The sequence below is a fragment of the Timaviella obliquedivisa GSE-PSE-MK23-08B genome, assembly GCA_019358855.1.
In the GTDB taxonomy this organism is placed as follows: domain Bacteria; phylum Cyanobacteriota; class Cyanobacteriia; order Elainellales; family Elainellaceae; genus Timaviella; species Timaviella obliquedivisa.
In genome coordinates, this window is record JAHHII010000008.1 from 131894 (window position 1) to 150336 (window position 18443).

The 18443-nt window shown below is 47.1% G+C and carries 16 protein-coding genes and 1 pseudogene; 8 read left to right on the forward strand and 9 right to left on the reverse strand.

Annotation, left to right across the window (positions count from 1 at the left end; genetic code table 11):
• Nucleotides 1-329: 329 nt before the first annotated feature.
• Nucleotides 330-1082, forward strand: a complete 753-nt coding sequence (locus tag KME11_15315; GenBank protein MBW4516578.1) for a SinI family restriction endonuclease — start codon at nucleotides 330-332, stop codon at nucleotides 1080-1082.
• Here the strand turns inward: KME11_15315 and KME11_15320 are convergent.
• Nucleotides 1074-2504, reverse strand: a complete 1431-nt coding sequence (locus tag KME11_15320) for a DNA cytosine methyltransferase (protein ID MBW4516579.1) — start codon at nucleotides 2502-2504, stop codon at nucleotides 1074-1076. The genes KME11_15315 and KME11_15320 overlap by 9 nt on opposite strands.
• A 551-nt stretch (nucleotides 2505-3055) precedes the next feature.
• Between KME11_15320 and KME11_15325 the strand changes: the two genes are divergently transcribed.
• Entirely contained in the window at nucleotides 3056-3658 is a 603-nt protein-coding gene (locus tag KME11_15325; protein ID MBW4516580.1) for a DUF1997 domain-containing protein, read from the forward strand.
• Here KME11_15325 and KME11_15330 read toward each other — a convergent pair.
• Together KME11_15330 and KME11_15335 are read right to left on the reverse strand one after the other, a co-directional pair.
• Complete coding sequence (locus KME11_15330; GenBank protein ID MBW4516581.1) at nucleotides 3609-4283, reverse strand: ribonuclease HII; 675 nt, start codon at nucleotides 4281-4283, stop codon at nucleotides 3609-3611. The two genes, KME11_15325 and KME11_15330, sit on opposite strands and share 50 nt — an antisense overlap.
• A gap of 81 nt (nucleotides 4284-4364) precedes the next feature.
• A complete protein-coding gene (locus KME11_15335) occupies nucleotides 4365-6542 on the reverse strand; it encodes an Rne/Rng family ribonuclease (protein MBW4516582.1) in 2178 nt (725 codons plus the stop codon).
• A gap of 243 nt (nucleotides 6543-6785) precedes the next feature.
• Between KME11_15335 and KME11_15340 the strand changes: the two genes are divergently transcribed.
• On the forward strand, nucleotides 6786-6935 hold the full coding sequence (locus KME11_15340) for a hypothetical protein (protein ID MBW4516583.1): 150 nt from the start codon (nucleotides 6786-6788) through the stop codon (nucleotides 6933-6935).
• A gap of 73 nt (nucleotides 6936-7008) precedes the next feature.
• Here KME11_15340 and KME11_15345 read toward each other — a convergent pair whose 3' ends face one another.
• Both KME11_15345 and KME11_15350 read right to left on the reverse strand, forming a co-directional pair.
• Nucleotides 7009-9654: a TIGR03960 family B12-binding radical SAM protein gene (locus KME11_15345; protein ID MBW4516584.1), complete on the reverse strand. Its 2646-nt coding sequence runs from the start codon at nucleotides 9652-9654 to the stop codon at nucleotides 7009-7011.
• A 111-nt stretch (nucleotides 9655-9765) separates the two neighbouring features.
• Nucleotides 9766-10110 (reverse strand): STAS domain-containing protein, encoded by a 345-nt coding sequence (locus KME11_15350; GenBank protein MBW4516585.1) that lies wholly within the window; start codon nucleotides 10108-10110, stop codon nucleotides 9766-9768.
• Nucleotides 10111-10790: 680 nt separating this feature from the next.
• Here KME11_15350 and KME11_15355 point away from each other — a divergent pair.
• A complete protein-coding gene (locus KME11_15355) occupies nucleotides 10791-10985 on the forward strand; it encodes a hypothetical protein (GenBank protein ID MBW4516586.1) in 195 nt (64 codons plus the stop codon).
• 26 nt (nucleotides 10986-11011) lie between these two features.
• Here KME11_15355 and KME11_15360 read toward each other — a convergent pair whose 3' ends face one another.
• Nucleotides 11012-11425, reverse strand: coding sequence for a hypothetical protein (locus KME11_15360; protein ID MBW4516587.1), 414 nt, complete (start codon nucleotides 11423-11425; stop codon nucleotides 11012-11014).
• A gap of 67 nt (nucleotides 11426-11492) precedes the next feature.
• Between KME11_15360 and pip the strand changes: the two genes are divergently transcribed.
• The gene (gene pip, locus KME11_15365) at nucleotides 11493-12440 is read left to right on the forward strand and encodes a prolyl aminopeptidase (GenBank protein MBW4516588.1); all 948 of its coding nucleotides are present in this window, start codon (nucleotides 11493-11495) and stop codon (nucleotides 12438-12440) included.
• A 20-nt stretch (nucleotides 12441-12460) separates the two neighbouring features.
• Here pip and nadA read toward each other — a convergent pair whose 3' ends face one another.
• The 3 genes from nadA to KME11_15380 all read right to left on the reverse strand — a co-directional run bounded on the left by nadA (nucleotide 12461) and on the right by KME11_15380 (nucleotide 15171).
• Entirely contained in the window at nucleotides 12461-13423 is a 963-nt protein-coding gene (gene nadA, locus KME11_15370) for a quinolinate synthase NadA (protein ID MBW4516589.1), read from the reverse strand.
• Nucleotides 13424-13544: 121 nt separating this feature from the next.
• Nucleotides 13545-14267: a DNA/RNA nuclease SfsA gene (sfsA, locus tag KME11_15375; GenBank protein ID MBW4516590.1), complete on the reverse strand. Its 723-nt coding sequence runs from the start codon at nucleotides 14265-14267 to the stop codon at nucleotides 13545-13547.
• 10 nt (nucleotides 14268-14277) lie between these two features.
• Nucleotides 14278-15171 carry a sugar ABC transporter permease gene (locus tag KME11_15380; protein MBW4516591.1) on the reverse strand — a complete coding sequence of 298 codons (894 nt, stop codon included), beginning with the start codon at nucleotides 15169-15171 and terminating at the stop codon, nucleotides 14278-14280.
• Between the two features lie 686 nt (nucleotides 15172-15857).
• On the opposite strand from KME11_15380, the gene KME11_15385 reads away from it, so the two are divergent.
• The 3 genes and pseudogenes from KME11_15385 to KME11_15395 all read left to right on the forward strand — a co-directional run bounded on the left by KME11_15385 (nucleotide 15858) and on the right by KME11_15395 (nucleotide 18366).
• Nucleotides 15858-17414, forward strand: coding sequence for an ATP-dependent DNA helicase (locus tag KME11_15385; GenBank protein MBW4516592.1), 1557 nt, complete (start codon nucleotides 15858-15860; stop codon nucleotides 17412-17414).
• 60 nt (nucleotides 17415-17474) lie between these two features.
• Nucleotides 17475-17687 carry a DUF2839 domain-containing protein gene (locus KME11_15390; protein MBW4516593.1) on the forward strand — a complete coding sequence of 71 codons (213 nt, stop codon included), beginning with the start codon at nucleotides 17475-17477 and terminating at the stop codon, nucleotides 17685-17687.
• A gap of 367 nt (nucleotides 17688-18054) precedes the next feature.
• Nucleotides 18055-18366 (forward strand): annotated as a pseudogene (locus KME11_15395) (DUF1815 family protein).
• The last annotated feature ends 77 nt before the right edge of the window (nucleotides 18367-18443 follow it).

Consider the following 18443-nt stretch of genomic DNA (forward strand, 5'->3'; position numbering starts at 1 on the left):
CAGCCCTAATTTTAGGCATTTTTGTAACTGCTGTGCATTTTTCTATGACTGCTGTATGCCTGCCACCTGCCTGCGCTCTCAGTCCCTCAAATGTTCCTGAAGTCTCCTGAACAATAAGGTACTTGCGGGGAAATAAAAGACCTCAAAGGGAGAGCGAACGACCATTCGACGGCTTTAAGTCATCTGTTAGGGCAGTAGTTGATAAACTATCGGTAAGAGTTCGCTATCTCAAGAGGCTGGGTGTAACTGGATAGAGCGTAAACAAGCATTCTGACTTACAATCTGGGCATTTCTGATTAGTCTTTCATGCCCAGAGAGGAAAGATTTCCATGCCCGTCACCTTTGATGACATCATCAGTGCCTCTAGTTCTGAAGAAAGCTTTTTAGAAATTTTTCAAAATGCCTTTTCCCAGCAAGACCAGCCATTCTTGGAGGCACACCGCACGATTTTAACAGCCTGTTACAGGAACCCAGGGCTTTCTCCAACGCTGAAAAGCAACACGCCAGAAGTTTTAGCCCAGTCTTGGCTGAGAAAGTACTGTGATAGTTACGAGAACAGAATTTCAAGACGAATCTCGCAGCCTCCTGGAACAGTTGCTGATCCAGTCGTCACTACAATCATCAATGCCAGATTGACAGGGCTAACAGAAGGACATCTTGAGCAGATCAAATATGCTCATAGACTATCAATGTCCGCAGAAAATATTCAAGGCTTACTTCTTGAAGAATTTCTAGCTGAACAGTTAGCTGAACATGGTTGGCATTGTTGCTGGGGCGAGTCCGTTCGTCATGTTGATTTTTGCAACGTAGATGGTTCTCTATTGCAGGTGAAGAACCGGAGTAATTCAGAAAATAGCTCGTCTTCCAGAGTAAGGATCAACCAACCGATTGAAAAATGGTATAGAGTTGATGCCAGGACAGGATTATACCGATGGTCATACTTCAATGAGAAATACGACACAGATCGTTTCTCGGAAGAGAGCTTTATCATATTTGTTCAACGGGTTGTGACTAGTAATCGAGAAGCTTTAGCGGTAGAAGTAAATAATCCTTGGAAATTTTTGTCTGAGCCGTCAGACTAAATTCAAAGAAAGCTGTTCTCCTGCTAGTTCTGCAAGATCACCTAATGTTTCAACTGTCCAACTTATATCGTCAGTCTTGTGGTAGCGCGAATAGGGAAAGTCTGGATAAACGATCGGTGTTTCGCCTTTCAGATGCGTCAATAACATCCTGGCGATCGCCCTCCCTAAAGAGCAGGGTACAGCATTTCCAACTTGCCGATATTGATCGAGCAAAGTGCCTGTGATCATCCAATCATCTGGAAATTCTTGGATACGCTTGTATTCTTCGATGCTGAGCGGTCTATCTTCTTCTGGATGCGCTAGGTCGGTGGCAGGCATTGCTGGATGGGTTACTAACGTTGGGGCAGGCTTATCCCAAGCTAGCCTCCGATAAAAACCAGTTCTCCCCCCTCCTGCATGATAAGAAGCCCCTAGTGCTGCTTGATGTAAATCTTCTGGCAAATCCCGCCAGTATTGTCCAGGTTTCAGCAGCCGATAATACTTGAGACGTTTTTCAGGAAACTTGACAAAATGATGTCCATCTTCGGGCAGACCTTCTAAAGCCTCCCGCAATGTTTTCCACGGTGGCAGCCCATATAAACCCTTCTCCGCGTGAGTCGGTGTGAGATAGGGAAGCTTTTCTCCATCACGGCTACAAGCAATCACAACTCTTTCCCGTTGTTGTGGCGATCCAAAATTAGCGGAATTGTATAGGTTAAAGGAAATGCTATATCCTGCCTGTTTGAGTTTTCGGGTGATAAAAAGCAATGCTCCCCCTCTTTGTTCGTCTTGGGATAAAAGCGGGAAATTCTTTCCTCTCATTTCATGCGGTCGATGATTCAATGGAGCGGACAATAAGCCTCGCACGTTTTCGATGACTGCAAATCTGGGTTTAAGTTCAGTGATTAAATCAATGAATGTCAAAAAGACATTTCCTCGATCGTCATTGAAGCCTTGCCGCTTTCCTGCACTGCTAAAGGCTTGGCATGGTGGACCGCCGATGATTACATCAATCTCATCGGTCGAACTCAATCCTGCTTTTTCTCTAATTTCTGTCGCTGAATAATCCCTAATATCCCCGATCAGAGCCATATCCGGTCGATTTGTCTCGATTGTTTTGCGGGCGGCTGAATCAACTTCACAGGCAAGCAGTACCTTGATTCCTTCCTTTTCTAGCCCTAAGTCTAGACCCATGCAGCCAGAAAAAAAGCTCAAGGCTTTGAGATTTGGTTTACTGAAGGATCGTCGCCCATGATCAGGAATGCCTGTAGTTGCATCATCTCCCTTGCAACGGTACTCATGAACAGATTCTGATGCTACAATCCATCGACTGCTGATCCTCTCGCCGCTGATTTCACCATACCGGAGCAGTTGACGGACATATTGCTCCGAACAGTTCAGGATTTCAGAGCTTTCTTTGACAGAGAGGTATTGGTTGAGCATGATTTCGGGTGCGAAACTAAAATAAGGTACCCTATAGTAATGTCAAGACAATTTACTTGCAAGTTTTGTGAACAAACGTTCTAATACTGCTGTTTTGACTAAAGATAGCGTCAGCCGTCGAACACTGCGTTAGTGCGGACGGAACAGAGGTTATCGGTCAGAGTTTAAGGTTGTCTGCTGCCGCACAACTTCACTATTCGCCCTTACCCGTTAATCCTCCTACTGTAAGGGCGAATGGTCATTCGCCCCCAGAACACGCCGATGGCAACTGCACCTAAGCCTGCATCAATCTTATGTAGGGGCGAATGACCATCCGCCCTGCTGTTGCCGGAGCATGTTTGTCCAATGAATTCTCGCCGTCAATACCCTGTAGGGACGAATGGGCATTCGCCCACTAGGACGTTATTTTGATGCAAACCCCTAACGTTCTCTAAGTTTTAAGTCTCCAGCATTCTTCCAAACGATGTATTTCCTTCTGTCAAGGTAGATTCCTCGGAAACCCTGTAAAATTTAGTTTATAGGAGTCACTCCTCACTTCATGATTAGCCCATATGCTTACCCGGTTTCTTGCTTCTCAATCGGTGGAACTAGCTGTACCCGACCAGCCTATTCCCATTCAAAATTACATGCGTCAGCCCCAGCGTCTCATCAAAGCGCTAGTTGACTCAAATCGCACGGAGCAATTGAGCGCTGAGTGTTTTCGGCTGAAGATGCAGCCCCTTAGTTTTATCATGCTTAGCGTTCAGCCCATTGTTGATATGCAGGTTTGGGCAGAGTTGGATGGGACTATTCATCTCAAGTCTGTGGGCTGCGAAATTCGAGGCGTTGAGTATATCAATCAAAGATTTAGCCTCAACCTCAACGGTCGCTTAACGCCTCAGCAAATTGATGGGGTGACTTATCTGGTGGGCAAAGCCGATTTAGAAGTGCAGGTCGCTATGCCGCCGCTCTTTTGGCTCACGCCTAAACCTTTGTTAGAAAGTACTGGGAACGCTTTGCTACATAGTGTTCTGTTGACGATTCGCCATCGACTAATGCATCAGCTTTTAGCTGATTATCGAAATTGGGCGATCGCTCAGCTTGCTGAAGTTCATAATACAGCCATTAATCCTCATTGGTCGGCAGCGGCTGGGCTTCTGCCTCAAGCAGACTAAGGCGACAAGGGCTGAACGACAGGCGGTGCTGTGCTGTGGCCCCCAATTTTTGCAACCCTGCCCGATGCTTGGCTGTTCCATATCCTTTATTCATGGCAATATCGTAGCCCTGATATCGCTTTGCCAAGCGCACCATGAGACGATCGCGCCAGACCTTTGCCAGGATACTAGCCGCCCCGATCGCCAATGATTTTTCGTCGCCCTTGACCAGAGTTTGCTGAGGAATCAACAAATAGGGAATTTTTTGATTCCCATCTACCCAGCAAAAATCAGGTTGCACTGCCAAGCGGACGATCGCCCGTTTCATTGCTAGCAACGAAGCTTGAAGAATGTTGAGGCGATCGATTTCTTGAACCGAGGCAATGCCAATTTGATGGGCGATCGCAACTGCCCGAATTTGTTCTGCAAGGTGCGATCGTTGCGCTGCTGATAGCTTCTTACTATCAGTCACCCCTGCTGCCACTAAACTATCTGCTGCTGCTACTGGCAAAATTACAGCCGCCGCTACAACAGGTCCAAACAAACAACCCCTCCCTACCTCATCAACACCTGCAATTCGGTGAGGGTTATACCCAGAAGCCTCTGATAATTCTGAAAGTGCCAAAAAACTGAGTTGCCGGGTCATCATACTTCCTCAAACAATAAAAGCCTCAGCATTGCGCTAAAGCTTTTATCGATCGCTTTTTCCTACTTTAGGCAATAGTGCTTAACTGGCAGTAGAAGAACGGCGACGGCGACGGCGACGCGTATTGTCGGCACTATCTTCGCTAATACTCTCCTCGGCAACACCCTCTTCAGCAATATTGCCTTCAAAAATATTGCCTTCGGTACTCTCTCCAAGACTATTGTCTTGATCAACCTCTTGAGGTTCAGGCTCAACCGACTTGACTAACACTGGAGCCGTGTAAGAAGACACAACATCAGGCTCTAAGTAAAGCACGGAGTCAGACCTACGCGCCTCATCGACCTCGTCCATTTCATCGGCTTCATCTATTTCTTGAGTAACATCTGCCGCCGTGAGCTTAGCAGGAGGTGGCAATATGACAGAGGCTCCATTCGGCATCCGGGTACTCTGCCCTGGTAATGCCACAGCGACAATAATCGATTTTGGATCTTTAATAGGTTCAGCCGATAAAATCAGCGGCGAAATGCCCATAAATGAGTAAACATCCTGCTCTTCCTCAGTCATCTCAACCGAAATTATCTGCGGGGGTTCGGCTGGAGGACGTTCGCGTCGAGCCGATCGCCCGTTCGCTGCTTTTTCAGGGCGTGCTTCCCGATTTAGGTTACGAGTAGGTAGAGGGGTGGGCGTAGGAGTTTCTTCTACCGCAATATCTTGCTCTAAGCGATCGCTCAGATCCTCGTTCACTTCTGCTGGGGTAATACGACCCGCCGGATTTCTCGCAATAGGCTCTCCGACCCGTACTCGACCGCGACGGCGACGATTCTCATTCCCTCTGCTGGGCGAGTAGCTGGGATGATTTGCCAAATCTAGCTCTTGCAGATCAGACGAAGAATCTAGATCCAGATCTTCCCCTGGTTTTTCCCAAACTTCTCGTGCAGGCTCTCGTGACGGCAAACTGCGAGGTTCAGCGATCGCCCCCACAGACCGGAAGGTTTCTAGCGGTTCTGCTGCCAAAGAATCCGCTTCACCGGGCAAGTGCACCAAATGTCCCAACCCACCACAGGTCGTGCAAACTCGTCCAAACAGTTCGTAAATGTTTTGTCCCTGGCGCTTCCGGGTCAACTCCACCAGTCCTAGCTCAGAAAGCTGAGCAATCTGGGGTCGTGCCTTATCTGCTCGGAGCGACTTGTTAAATTGTTCCAACACTTGCAGCTTGTCACGGTTAGCATCCATGTCAATAAAATCGACAATGATGACTCCTGCAATGTTGCGCAACCGCAACTGTCGAGCAATCTCGGTTGCTGCCTCTGAGTTCGTCCAAAGTACCGTTTCACGCGCTGTTGCCGAGCGGGTAAATGAGCCAGAGTTAACATCAATAACCGTCAGGGCTTCGGTGCGTTCAATGATGATGTAACCTCCAGAAGGCAAATCCACTCTGGGTTTCAGCGCTTCTCGAATGGCTGCATTAACGCGGAAATACTCTAAGATGGAAACGCGATCGCGGTGTTGATCAATCAGTACATTCTGCGGAGTTTTCCCGCCGCTCCAGCTTGTCAAGTACTGCTTTACTCGCTTTAGCCCAGTGCTAGAGTCCACCACAATTCGGTTGACTTCACTGCCATAAACGTCGCGCAATACCCGTTGAATAAAGTCATCATCTCGGTTTAGTAAACTGGGTGGGCGGGTTGTTCCAGCCTCTTGCTGCACATTTTCCCACTGCTTTTGCAGCGTTTCTAAATCTTCAATAATGGCTTCTTCAGGAATCCCTTCTGCCTCCGTTCGCACCAGTAAGCCCATGCCCGCAGGCTTCACTAAAATTGCTAACGCCCGCAAGCGGTTACGCTCTGCTTCACTTCTAATCCGCCGAGACAAATTAACCCCTCGACCATAGGGCATGAGGACTAGGTAGCGACCTGGCAAACTGACGTTTCCCGTTAACCGGGGACCCTTGTTCCCAGTTGGCTCCTTCATAATTTGAACCAACACTTTCTGCTGGGGAGCCAGCAACTCGGTGATTGAGCCCGCCGACTTTCTCAGCTTCAAAGGTCCTAAATCTGTGACGTGGATAAATCCGTTGCGTTCGCTATCACCAATGTTAACGAAGGCAGCATCTATCCCAGGAAGGACATTTTCTACAATGCCCAGGTAGATGTCTCCAACCTGATGACTACCCTTAGCAACGATTAACTCTTGGATTTGATCTTCTGAAAAAACGGCGGCAATCCGATGCTGTTCGGCAATAATAATTTGCTTTGACATTCAAGTTCCTCAAAAACTGGCAGTCATGGAAGCAATGGCTTCACAAACGCCATCCATGCTGCAACTTAGTACGGGATAATTACGAAAAATTCTGACAGAGTGAGAAGGAAAGCATATTAATGCCTGCCTTGAGTCAATTCTTAGGTAGGGGAAGCCCTAGAAAATGTAACGGAACAAACAGTTCCACGACGATTGATCACGGCGATAGTGCAGTTAGCAACTGAACCACCCGCTTTTTTATAGATGACTGATCTACAAAAAAGGACACCCAGCGATCGAATTGAAATCAAAGGCTTGGCGGAAGTGAACTTTGTTCAAGATGCAATGCCGAAGACCACTGGCAGCAACCTGAACATTTTGCTCACATTCAGCTTCTCTTGCAAAGCATTATAACGCAGAGATACTCTTACGCTATCAATGATATAAAACATTCCAATAAGAAATCTCTAGAAATCTTAAAAATGTCTCAAATTTTAGCCAAGAGTAGCTGTTGACGATGAGCATGAACCCAGTGAATTTCTTGCTGAGAAACTTGCTCTAACAGGTAAATGACGTGCTCAGGACGTAACAAGGTTCCATCATTCTGGCAACTGCCAACATAGCGGAGGGTTGCCCAAGCCGCAGAGAAGGCAGGGACGAACTTAGGAAGTTCGGTATTAGGAGGCAGAAGTTCTAGGGCAAACAGGCGATCGCGCAAATTTACCCGCTTGACTTGACCTGACTTTGTAGTCTGCTCTATTGTAATCTCCTCTGCCGCCAAAATTGCATCGACCCAATTTTGCCAAGAGGCAGTTTCTGAAGAACCTAGCGTCATCCAATATTCAGCCTTTTCCAAAATCTGCGTTGCAGAAGGCGACTTGAGCGCAACCTCTTCTACTTGATAGATGGGCATGGTAGGAGGAAGTTGTGCCGCCAACTTTGCCCGAAACTCATCGACATCCATTGAGCGAGTCAGGTCAAAATCAATGATTTCCCCTGAACTCGTAATGCCTAATGACAGAGCATTCGCCAACGCAAACTTAGGACTGGGATGGAATCCACCCGAAAAACTAATGGGCAGCGCTGCTCGTCGCAAGGCTCTGTCAAATAGACGCACCAGATCAAGATGGCTTGTTAATGCCATGTCGCCTAACTTCCCAAACCAAATTCTGACCCGCTGTGCCCGTTCCACATTCGGCACAAACTGCCCTGTGAATTCGGGAATGGGCATCGGCGGCACGACTACGTTGTGACCAAAATCTGTGCCGCACACGCCACAATGAGAACACCCATCAAACGAACAATCGGGAACGATCGCTGCCTCAAGTGCCTTCTGTAAATCGGCTTTCAACCATTCTTTGTCAATTCCAGTATCAATATGATCCCAAGGTAAAGGAGCATCATACGAGGGCGCTATAGATTCCTCACCCTCTGCTTGTTCCTGAAAAAGATTCCACTCGCCGCTTTCTACCTGCCGATATTTCCAGGTTAGGTCAGATTCAGCGATCGCCTCTGTCCACGCAGAATACGCTCGCTCCAGGCTTTCCCACCAAGCATCCATGCCTGCGCCCAACTCCCAGGCGCGACGAATCACTGGAGCCAGACGGCGATCGCCCCGTCCCACAAAATCTTCCATTGCTGAAATTCGCACGTCAGTAAAGTTACTCTTCAACCCGCGAATTGTATGGAATTCTTCTCGCAGCAGCCGCTGTTTCCGCTTAAACTCGCCTTTGGACACCGAATGCCACTGAAACGGAGTGTGCGGCTTAGGCGTAAAGTTAGAAATCGTTACATTGAAGCTCATGCGCTTGCGACCTCGGCTGCCGCACTCTCGCTGAAGCCACCGCAGCGTTTCGGCAATTCCTAATACATCCTCGTCAGTTTCTCCAGGCAGCCCAATCATAAAATAGAGCTTAACCTTGTCCCAGCCTTGCTCAAATGCTGTTTTGACCCCGCGCAATAGTTCCTCATTGTTCAGCCCTTTGTTAATAATGTCTCGCATCCGCTGCGTTCCGGCTTCGGGGGCAAAGGTCAGTCCGCCTTGTCGGGTGCCACCCAGGATATTGGCAATGTTTTCGTCAAAGCGATCGACTCGCTGACTAGGCAAGGAAAGGGAAATATTGTCATCTTTAAGGCGATTTTTAATCTCTACGCCGACTGCTGGCAATGCCAGATAATCTGAACAGCTTAAAGAAAGTAAAGAAAACTCGTTGTAGCCTGTTGCTCGCATTCCCTGCTCGATCGCCTCTACTACCTGCGTTGGTTCCACATCTCGTGCAGGGCGAGTCAGCATTCCGGGCTGACAAAAGCGACAGCCTCTAGTGCAGCCACGCCGAATTTCAATAGTCAATCGATCATGTACTGTTTCGACGTAGGGAACCAATCCAATAGAATATGCCGGAATCGGCGTTGCTACCCGTCGCAATACGCGCTCAGGCACATCCGAGCGATTCGGCACCACCGAGCCATCTGCCGCCATATTGTAAAACCGGGGCACATACACTCCAGGAACTTGTGCCAGATCTAGGAGTAGTTCTTCCCGACTTAAGCCAGCCAGTTTTCCCTGCTCCAGAACCAGACCAATTTCAGGAAGCAGTTCTTCGCCATCGCCTAGCGCCACAAAGTCTAAAAAGTCGGCATAGGGCTCTGGGTTAGAGGTGGCAGTTTGTCCGCCAGCAAAGATCAGCGGATAACTGCCTTGCTCAACATTCCAAACCCCGATCGCATCACGCTCTTTCCAGGTCAGCGGAATGCCTGCCAAGTCCAACATTTCTAAAATATTGGTTGCCCCTAGCTCGTAGCTGAGGCTAAAGCCCAAAATATCGAAGTTGGTGAGCGATCGCCTAGACTCTACCGCGAATAACGGCGTTTGAGTGGCACGGAGTTGCTGAGACAAGTCAGCAGCCGGAAGATAGGCGCGATCGCATGACTGCCTAGGCTGAACATTCAAAATACTATAAAGAATGATGTGCCCTAGGTTAGAAGCCCCGACTTCATACATTTCAGGATAAGTCAGAACCCAGTGAACCTTTGCCGCTTCCCACGCCTTATGCACTGCCCCTAACTCATTACCTAAATAACGAGCAGGGCGAGAAATTTCTGAAGTTAATAGCTGGTCAACGGCAACTGCCACGGTAATTACGCTCTAAATGGACGGGTTTCAATAGTCCACTATAGTCAAGAACGGCACGATTAACAGAGCTACCCCGAGTTCATTCAACTAAACTAGCCTCAACAAAAGCTCTTACGCAGCCACCAAGTCTAGATCTGGGAAGGGTTGGCTCTCCGACGAAATCTCAAACACGCGATCGAGCTGCGTCAATTCAAAAATGATGCGAACAGAAGCAGAAACTCCAAATAGCCCAAACTGCTTATTGAGATGCTGTGCCAAAGTTAGGGTAGATACCAATATCATTAACCCAGCGCTATCTAATGCCACGACCTGGCTCATATCGACCATTAGCGAAGAGTTCTCTTGAGCAGAAATTATGTCTGCTAAATACTCCCCTATTTCGGCTGCATTCTCTGCATTAATGTTGCCCTGAAGCTTGACAATTTTCGTTTTGGAATGGGTAAGGACGTTTGACATTATTAGCATGGTTTGGCTCTGATATGAAGGGGCAACGAGAAGTCAGGAACGATTTTCGAGACTGTAGATGAATGTAAATGAACATAACCTTGCAACTTTAGAAGAGACCAGAAAAACAAAGTCACTTTGCACAATCTTCACCAACCAAATTCCTACAATTGAAGTGTTGAGCAAGTGTTTCTGTGATCCAGTATTTAACGATACATTTCTCTTCTGTTGTCGTCAGTTTGCACTGGGTCTAGATATTTAATGCAATACGTTGGCTAAAAAGATAGATCAGGAAAACTTAGGTTAGTTACGATGTAAGCTTGAAAACAATTACTTTTATACAGCAACAGTAACGTCACCAATCAAGATAAAAAGTATAAAGACATACGGGCGCTCAAAATCTATCTATGCCTAAAGATACTTGTGTGCCAAACTGCTCTGAAGCAAATTGATTTAGAGCGTCAGAATATTTGCGATCGCACTAAGCTAAGAATTTTTAGAGTATCCCCCAAGTACGACTGCTTGAGTTGAAAGCTACAACTTAAAGTCCTAAGCAAATAACTACCTTAGTTGCAAGCCCAGTGATCGGCATCATTCAAAAGAAGTGTCTTCGATCATACCGACTGACCTTTATCTAGTGGAAGATTTAGCCCAAAGAGAGTGTAGCTGACAGTATTGTGATGCCATTCATTATGAAAACTACTGACATGATTCGGAAATTAGTTGCAAGAGCGCTGTCGATTAAACAGCTTACTCCCGATATTGAGAATGAAATTAACTACGAGTTGACTCGTTTAGGTTATATCTCAGATGTAGATTATGAGGCACTAGAACTACTGATGTTAGAACTGGATGCAGGACGAATTCAGCTAGTTTCTAACCTATAGCGCTGGATGATTTTAAAGAGTATCAATCATTTAGAAAATTGTTCTGAATGAGTTTGCCAAACTTGGTGAACAAAGTTTTGAAGCAGGGGTAAAGGAATCTCTTTGTTGTCCGTCAATTGTCCTGTGGGCAAGTCATTTTTGGGTGCATTAAGTTGAGCGATGACTGGAATAGCTTCTATGTCTAGGGCGATGCGGAACAAAGATATGGGTAAGAGTAGGTCTGAGCCGTGACGTAGATCATACAGAATGAAGGGCTTGTAGAAACTACTGTCTAGCGCGTCTGGGAATTGTATGAGTGCTAGTGGTCTTGCCCAACAAAGTTGCCGAGAACTGATAATCTGAATGGTTTCGGCATAGAGACGGGTTGCTTCATGCTGGAGGTAAATGATTTGTCCATCCTGAAATTCGGGTAGGGCGACAGTCAGTGAAGCTATGGTCACAGAGATTAAATCTAAGGGATGTAGAATACTCTATCCTTTTGAGCAGGTCATGATGAAATGTGATTTGATGCTAGAACTTTATCCTACGATCGCTCCTTACAATACCGGAACGCTAAAAGTTTCCGACCTTCACACCCTTTACTTTGAACAAGCCGGAAACCCCAATGGCAAGCCGCTTATTTTTCTCCATGGCGGTCCAGGTGGCGGTATTGATCCTATCTATCGGCAGTATTTTGATCCACAAAAATGGCGAATTGTTCTGTTTGACCAACGTGGGTGTGGGCGTAGTACTCCCCATGCTGAGCTAGAAGAGAATACGACGTGGGATTTGGTTAGCGATATTGAAAAGCTGCGTCTTTATTTGAACATTAACCAATGGGTTGTGTTTGGTGGCAGTTGGGGCAGCACACTGGCGCTGGCGTATAGCCAAACCCATCCTGAATCTTGCAAAGGTTTGATTCTACGAGGTATTTTCTTGCTCCGGCAAAAGGAGTTGCGCTGGTTTTATCAAGAAGGGACAAGCTATATTTTTCCAGAGGCTTGGGAGGGTTACTTAAAGCCTATTCCCATTGAAGAGCGAACTGACTTGATTAGTGCTTATTATCAAAGGCTCACGAGTCTTGATCCGAGCATCCGGTTAGAAGCTGCAAAGGCTTGGTCTATTTGGGAGGCAAGCACCAGCAAGTTGTTACTCGACCCCAATTTGCAGCGAAAATTTGGCGAAAGTAACTTTGCCGACGCGTTTGCACGAATTGAGTGCCATTACTTTGTTAATAAGGGATTTCTAGAGGCAGAAGATCAATTGTTGAAAGGGTGCGATCGCATTCGTCACATTCCTACTGTGATTGTTCAAGGTCGCTACGATGTGGTTTGTCCCATGGTTTCTGCCTGGGAATTGCATCAATCCTTTCCTGAAGCCGAGTTTATTGTTGTTCCTGATGCAGGACACTCCATGACCGAACCCGGAATTCGGAGTGCCCTGATTGAAGCGGGCGATCGCTTTGCTACTCTTTAGCCCGTCTTTTAGTACAGTTCTCAACTCATGGCTAACATCCGCTGAATCGGTTGCAGTGCTGCAACCTGAATCTCCTCTGGCAAAGTGATTTCAGGAGATCGGGTTTTCATTGCCCAGTAAAGCTTCTCTAATGTATTGAGCCGCATGTAAGGACATTCGTTGCAAGCGCAATTATTCAAAGGTGGTGCCGGAATAAAGAGCTTGTTGGGCGCTTGCTTCTGCATTTGGTGAATAATGCCTGGTTCGGTCGCAACAATGAAAGCCGATCGCGGACTGCGTTGGCTGTAGTTCAGTAGCGCGGTAGTAGAGCCAATATAGCTGGCGTGGCGCAGGACAGGCGGTTCGCATTCAGGGTGGGCAATGATTTCAGCTTCGGGATGCTCGATCTGCAACTGAACTAGCTTCTTCTCTGAGAAAGTTTCATGCACAATGCAGCTTCCTTGCCAAAGCACCATGTCTCGCCCAGTTTGCTCCATAACGTAGCGCCCTAAGTTGCGATCGGGTGCAAAAATAATGGGCTGGTCGTTAGAAATTTGGCGAACAATATTAACCGCATTGGAACTGGTGCAAATAATATCGCTCATCGCCTTAATTTCGGCGGTGCAGTTGATGTAAGAAATGACAATATGATTGGGGTGAGCCGCCTTAAACTGGGCAAAGGCAGCGGGTGGGCAGCTATCGGCTAACGAGCAGCCTGCACTTAGGTCGGGCAGTAAAACAAGCTTATGGGGATTGAGAATTTTGGCGGTTTCTGCCATAAAGTGAACCCCAGCAAACACAATAACATCGGCTTCGGTGCTTGCTGCTTGCTGAGAAAGTCCTAGGGAATCGCCGATATAATCAGCGATGTCTTGAATATCTGGATCTTGGTAATAGTGCGCTAGAACAACTGCGTTAAGCTCGCGCTTTAACTCGGCGATCGCTGCAAACAAATCAGTAGGTAAAGTAACAGAATTTTGGTGAGGTAGGGTGGTTGCAAACACGTTTTTTGTGGAAGTTTGTGTGGATAGTCAGATCTTTACAACGACTAGCTAAGACTTTTGATTCTTTTATTATAGTTATTTTTACTAAAAATGTTTCTAGGTAAACTGGTGAAGTTCCCAACTAAAGCTTTAGTTCAGCTAAGCCTAGGTAACGCAGACCTGCAAGAGTTACATCAAAGCGACAAGGAAGAACTTCCAAACCCAGGGCGATCGCTGCTCGTAAAAGCTTGCCGTAAATTGGGTCGGCGCTATCTCCTGGAGAAAATTGAGTACAATCTCCTCGGTTAATTAAGTAGAGCATTGCCGATCGCGATCGGGGGAGCAGTGCCATCAGTTCCCGCAAGTGCTTTTGTCCTCGCGTGGTCACGCAATCAGGAAACAATGCCAGATGACCATCCGTCCAGGTTGTATTTTTGACTTCTACGTAAAGCGATCGCCCATCCTCTCCAGTCAGTAGAAAGTCTATCCGGCTCTTTCTATCAATTCCGTAAGGAACTTCCCCTTGAATTTGTTGATACTCTCCTAACTCTGGAAACAGGCGTGCTTCTAAAGCTGCTTTGATCACCCGATTCGGCAATGCTGTATTCACCCCCACCCAAGTTGGCTGTAAATCATTCACCTCAATTAATTCCCAGGTGTAAGGCAACTTGCGAGTGAGGCTGCTGCTCAGGGAAACTTGAACTCGGCTGCCAGGAATACAAATTCCGGTCATAGGACCTGTGTTGGGACAGTGAGCCGTAATTGTTTCTCCAGAATCCAACTCAATATCTGCGAAGAATCGCTTGTAGCGTTGGATCAAGATGCCAGAATAGAGGGGAGGGTAAGGATAAATCCAGTCAGACATGGTACATAGGTTACAGAATGGTGGATGGCTGACGACTTAAGGCTAGGCGAACCGAAGAGAGGAGAAGAATAAGCAAAAACATGGCGAGTCCAATGGTACAGGCATAGCTGATTTCTAAATCTTGGAATGCTCGCTCGTAAACGTAGTAGACCAATGTTTTAGAACTGCTCCGAGGTCCGCCCTGAGTCATGATGTAAACTTCTTCAAACACTTTGGTCGCTGAAATTGCTGAAATGACGGCTACTAGAAAAAGGTAGGGACGCATTAAAGGAACGGTGATGTCCCAGTGCTTGCGCCACCCATCAGAACCATCGATCGCTGCTGCCTCGTAGAGATCAGACGGAATCGACTGTAGTCCAGCCAAATAAATCACCATGTAGTATCCCAGCCCTTTCCAAATGGTGACCACCATCACGCTAAACAGCGCAAACTTAGGACTAGTTAGCCAAGGTAACCCTTCTTTAGAAAGACGTAACCAGATCAATAGCTGATTAAACAAACCCGTCTCGGAGTACAACCATCTCCAAGCAATGCCTGCTACCACCATCGAAATCACGACGGGCGTGTAATAAGCTGCCCGAAACCACTGAACCCCTGGAATACTGCGGTTAACCAGAATTGCTAACCCTAAGGGTGCAATCACCAAAATGGGCACTACGCCAATCAGATAACCGATCGTATTACTCAAGGTTTTCCAGAAAACCTGATCTTTGAATAGCCGCCCAAAATTTTCTAGCCCAATCCACTGGGGTGGCTGGGTGATGTCATACTCGTAGCGGGTAAAGCTGAGTAGAAAAGCTTGGATAGCCGGATAGAATACCGTTAGCCCTAGCACCAGTAGGGCAGGCAGCAGAAATAAGTACGGCGTTGACTGTTGACGGAGAGCATTCCAACGTTTCGACATCATGTATTGACTGAATGCTTAACTGTCGAGGATGACAGGGAAAGTCTATCTTAGAATGCGGTTCTGAACTTGCACAAATTTGATCCTCACCCCACAATGGGGGAACGTTTAACTGCCCAGCGCTCCGAGCGCAACGGAGAAGAGTGACATGGAACTTAGCGAATTATTCACGCTCATATTGATGCTTAGCCCTGGTTTGTTGCTGTCGGTGATCGTGATGGCAGTTTTTGCCGCAGGCGGTTAATTTCAACGATCGCGTTAGTTGAATGATGATGGGTGCAGACAAGGTTTCTGGTTTTAACTGGTTTTGAAAGGAGTGTAGAATCTAGGTTTGGCGCATTAAGCGCTAGTTTTAACCTGTGATTCTAAATTGATTAAGTGACTTCCCTTCCTTGTTGTTTTATCCAGTCGTGTATTATCCAGTCGTGTATATGTCTCACCCTCTCAAATACAACATCACCCCCCTTGAAAGGGGAGTTCTCTTAAGCATTTGGGAGCCTGCCCCTAAAAACGAAGTTAGAGTCAGACCCTTTTTGTTCATGGTAAAGTGCCGACTGGTGTCGGAGGTTGATGCTAAAAGGCTTTTGGCGCACTATCTCAGCGCTTACCCAGCCAAGAGCCAGGCTTTAGAAATACAATGAGTTTTATCTAGAATTGCTATTCGGTAGAGCAGGGCGTGCAAACTTGTGATTGAGGTCGAAGTCCATCAACAACTCCGTGCTTTTCTGCGAGAGCAGGGTGAGCCTTATTGGCACCATCACCTAACGATGGCGCGGTTGATTGCGCGGGCATTGCGCATCGGGCGGAGTGCCTTAATTCAGGCGGGTGCTCCCTCTGGCTATCACGGGCGCTATCGTCTGAGCTACCTCATGCCGCTGCTAATTTGGCAGGAGCCTGTGGTTCTAGTAGCAACGGAGGTAGTGCAGCAACGATTATTAATGGTAGAGCTTCCTCGGTTGCGGCAATGGATTCAGACTCATAAGGCGATTCTGACAGGCGATCGCTTCCCTACCAATGATTTTCAAGGATTGCTCCTCACGACTCCTCAAGCTTGGTTGAGCGATCGCCTCCACAATGAGGGGCGCTTCCCAGGTGGCATTCCTACTATTATTGATGGCGTAGATGATCTAGAAACTTGGACTCGACAGCAACTCACCACTCAACTGCACCCCCAAGATTGGGACGCTCTGATGATGGCGTGCCCGGAACAAATAGAGCTAATTCGAGATACTCGAGTGCAGCTAACGCGCTCCATCTTTCAACATCCGATTAATCCTTACGATCGCTACCTGGTTGATCTCCAAGAGCAAGAAATTTTAGCCGGACTCTATCAATCGCTTCAAAAGAGCCATTCGGCTCAAGCAGAATCAAGTTACTTACCTCGTGCCTGGCAGAAGTTTGGGCACGCTCTCTGGACGGGCGAACAAATGCTTTGGGCAGCTTTAGTCAGACATCAGGGGCAATTCCTGCTCTACGCTAGTCCTGTTGAAGTAGGCTCCCACCTCCAGCCGATTTGGTCACAGCAGCCCATAGTATTGATTGGTGGCACACTAGATCCTGAAACCGAGGCAAAGACTTATCGGCAGCAGATGGGCTTAGGCGATTTAACCTGCCTGAAGTTTTCGGTCGATCGCCAAAATGAACTCATTCAACTCTATGTGCCCGATCGATTGCCTATGCCCAATACGCCCCAATTTCAGCCCGTGCTGATGCAAGAAATTCGGGCATTGTTAGGAGCAACTAACACCGTTAACCAAGGTTTGACGGTTGTATTGGTCGAAGATGTGCCCTTAAAAGCGCAGGTGGGATCAATGCTGGCAGCCGAATATGGCTCACGAGTGCAAGTCGAAAAAACCTGCTTAGATGACCATGGTGTCTTAATTACGGGCTGGGGCTTTTGGCGGCAGTATCAGGCAGTCTTACCCGCCCCCAACTTGCTGATCATTACAACGCTGCCAATTCCGTCGTTAGAAGATCCTTTAGTGGCAGGACGAGTCGCGCATTACAAACAGATGCATCAGGACTGGTTCCGACTCTATTTGCTGCCCGAAACTTTGAGCGAACTGCAACGGGCGATCGCTCCCATTCGAGAAACCCAAGGCGTTGTGGCACTGCTAGATAACCGCGTCAATCACCGCAGCTACGGACAGCAAGTACTGGCTGCCCTCAGCCCATCAGCCCGAATTAATTATATTGATGCTAGCTTGTTCAGCCATCCTGAAGAGTTGAAGATACGAGACTGAAACCCAGGAGCATCCATCTCTTGATATCATCAACATAAAGAGCGACAAGGATGGACAGTCATGGGTGATTCCAAACGCCGCAAGGAAACACTAGGAGATAAATATGGACAAGAGGAAAACGTATTGCCTTTTGTCCCCATTAAAAAAGGACAAGCTGCTCAATTCGTCAAGTGGAGTACGTTTGGTGCCTGGTTGGGCATAGGCGTGTTAGTTGCATACTGGGTCACAATTCGTCTTTTGGGTCCGGCTTTGGGATGGTGGCAGGTTAATTGAGTAAATTTTAATGTGATCTTAAGAGTTTATTCTCTCTAGTCTCGACAAATTTGCCCCTAAGACGTTAGGTTGAAGGGGTCAACTACCCTGTCTACCCCAATCTTGCAGCGTTTTTCACAGAAGAGACTGTGGAATCCGTTCGAGTGTTGTTGTAGATACCTTTAAATCTTGAGGGGTTAGATACCCTGGTAGAGAATCAGTCAAACCTATAATTAAACTAATTTAACTATAGATTAGGCATTGCTTCGGAGCAGCACTCTAAATCAATGCAAAGCGATTAAGGGTTCAGTCCTAGATGGCAAATGTTTAAGAAATACTTAAATAGATTTAGAATGATAGGGTTACGTGTGGTGAAAGGAGGACAGGTATGTTTCTCAGACTTGCGGAGCAACACCGCCAATTTGTTCAAGATCTGGTGATGAACCTTCAAGCTTTGGCAACTGTGCTAGAGCGTCGAGGCTATTTGGCTTCTTGCTACACCTGTGGCGGTCAAATGAACAGTGCTTCTTTTATGGTGAGCTTAGCGGAGAATCATCTCATTCGATTTCTTGTTTCTGACTACGGAATCACCTGGACAGAAATGCGAGATGATCGGGAATTGATGAAATTAGAGGGCGCTGAAGCAATCAGCCAGCTTCAGGAATTAGAGAACTTGGTGAAATATCAGGTTCAGCCTTCAAAGTGTCGCCCAGAGCTTACCAAAGTGGGAGCACGAGAAGAGTTGATTTCGGATCATGGATTGGTTTAGCTTCCTGG

Bases quoted from the DNA above. Each gene is read 5' to 3' on its own strand.
- KME11_15315 (MBW4516578.1), top strand. From the start codon at position 330: ATGCCCGTCACCTTTGATGACATCATCAGTGCCTCTAGTTCTGAAGAA.
- KME11_15320 (MBW4516579.1), bottom strand. From the start codon at position 2,504: ATGCTCAACCAATACCTCTCTGTCAAAGAAAGCTCTGAAATCCTGAAC.
- KME11_15325 (MBW4516580.1), top strand. From the start codon at position 3,056: ATGCTTACCCGGTTTCTTGCTTCTCAATCGGTGGAACTAGCTGTACCC.
- KME11_15330 (MBW4516581.1), bottom strand. From the start codon at position 4,283: ATGACCCGGCAACTCAGTTTTTTGGCACTTTCAGAATTATCAGAGGCT.
- KME11_15335 (MBW4516582.1), bottom strand. From the start codon at position 6,542: ATGTCAAAGCAAATTATTATTGCCGAACAGCATCGGATTGCCGCCGTT.
- KME11_15340 (MBW4516583.1), top strand. From the start codon at position 6,786: ATGACTGATCTACAAAAAAGGACACCCAGCGATCGAATTGAAATCAAA.
- KME11_15350 (MBW4516585.1), bottom strand. From the start codon at position 10,110: ATGTCAAACGTCCTTACCCATTCCAAAACGAAAATTGTCAAGCTTCAG.
- KME11_15355 (MBW4516586.1), top strand. From the start codon at position 10,791: ATGAAAACTACTGACATGATTCGGAAATTAGTTGCAAGAGCGCTGTCG.
- pip (MBW4516588.1), top strand. From the start codon at position 11,493: ATGCTAGAACTTTATCCTACGATCGCTCCTTACAATACCGGAACGCTA.
- sfsA (MBW4516590.1), bottom strand. From the start codon at position 14,267: ATGTCTGACTGGATTTATCCTTACCCTCCCCTCTATTCTGGCATCTTG.
- KME11_15380 (MBW4516591.1), bottom strand. From the start codon at position 15,171: ATGTCGAAACGTTGGAATGCTCTCCGTCAACAGTCAACGCCGTACTTA.
- KME11_15390 (MBW4516593.1), top strand. From the start codon at position 17,475: ATGGGTGATTCCAAACGCCGCAAGGAAACACTAGGAGATAAATATGGA.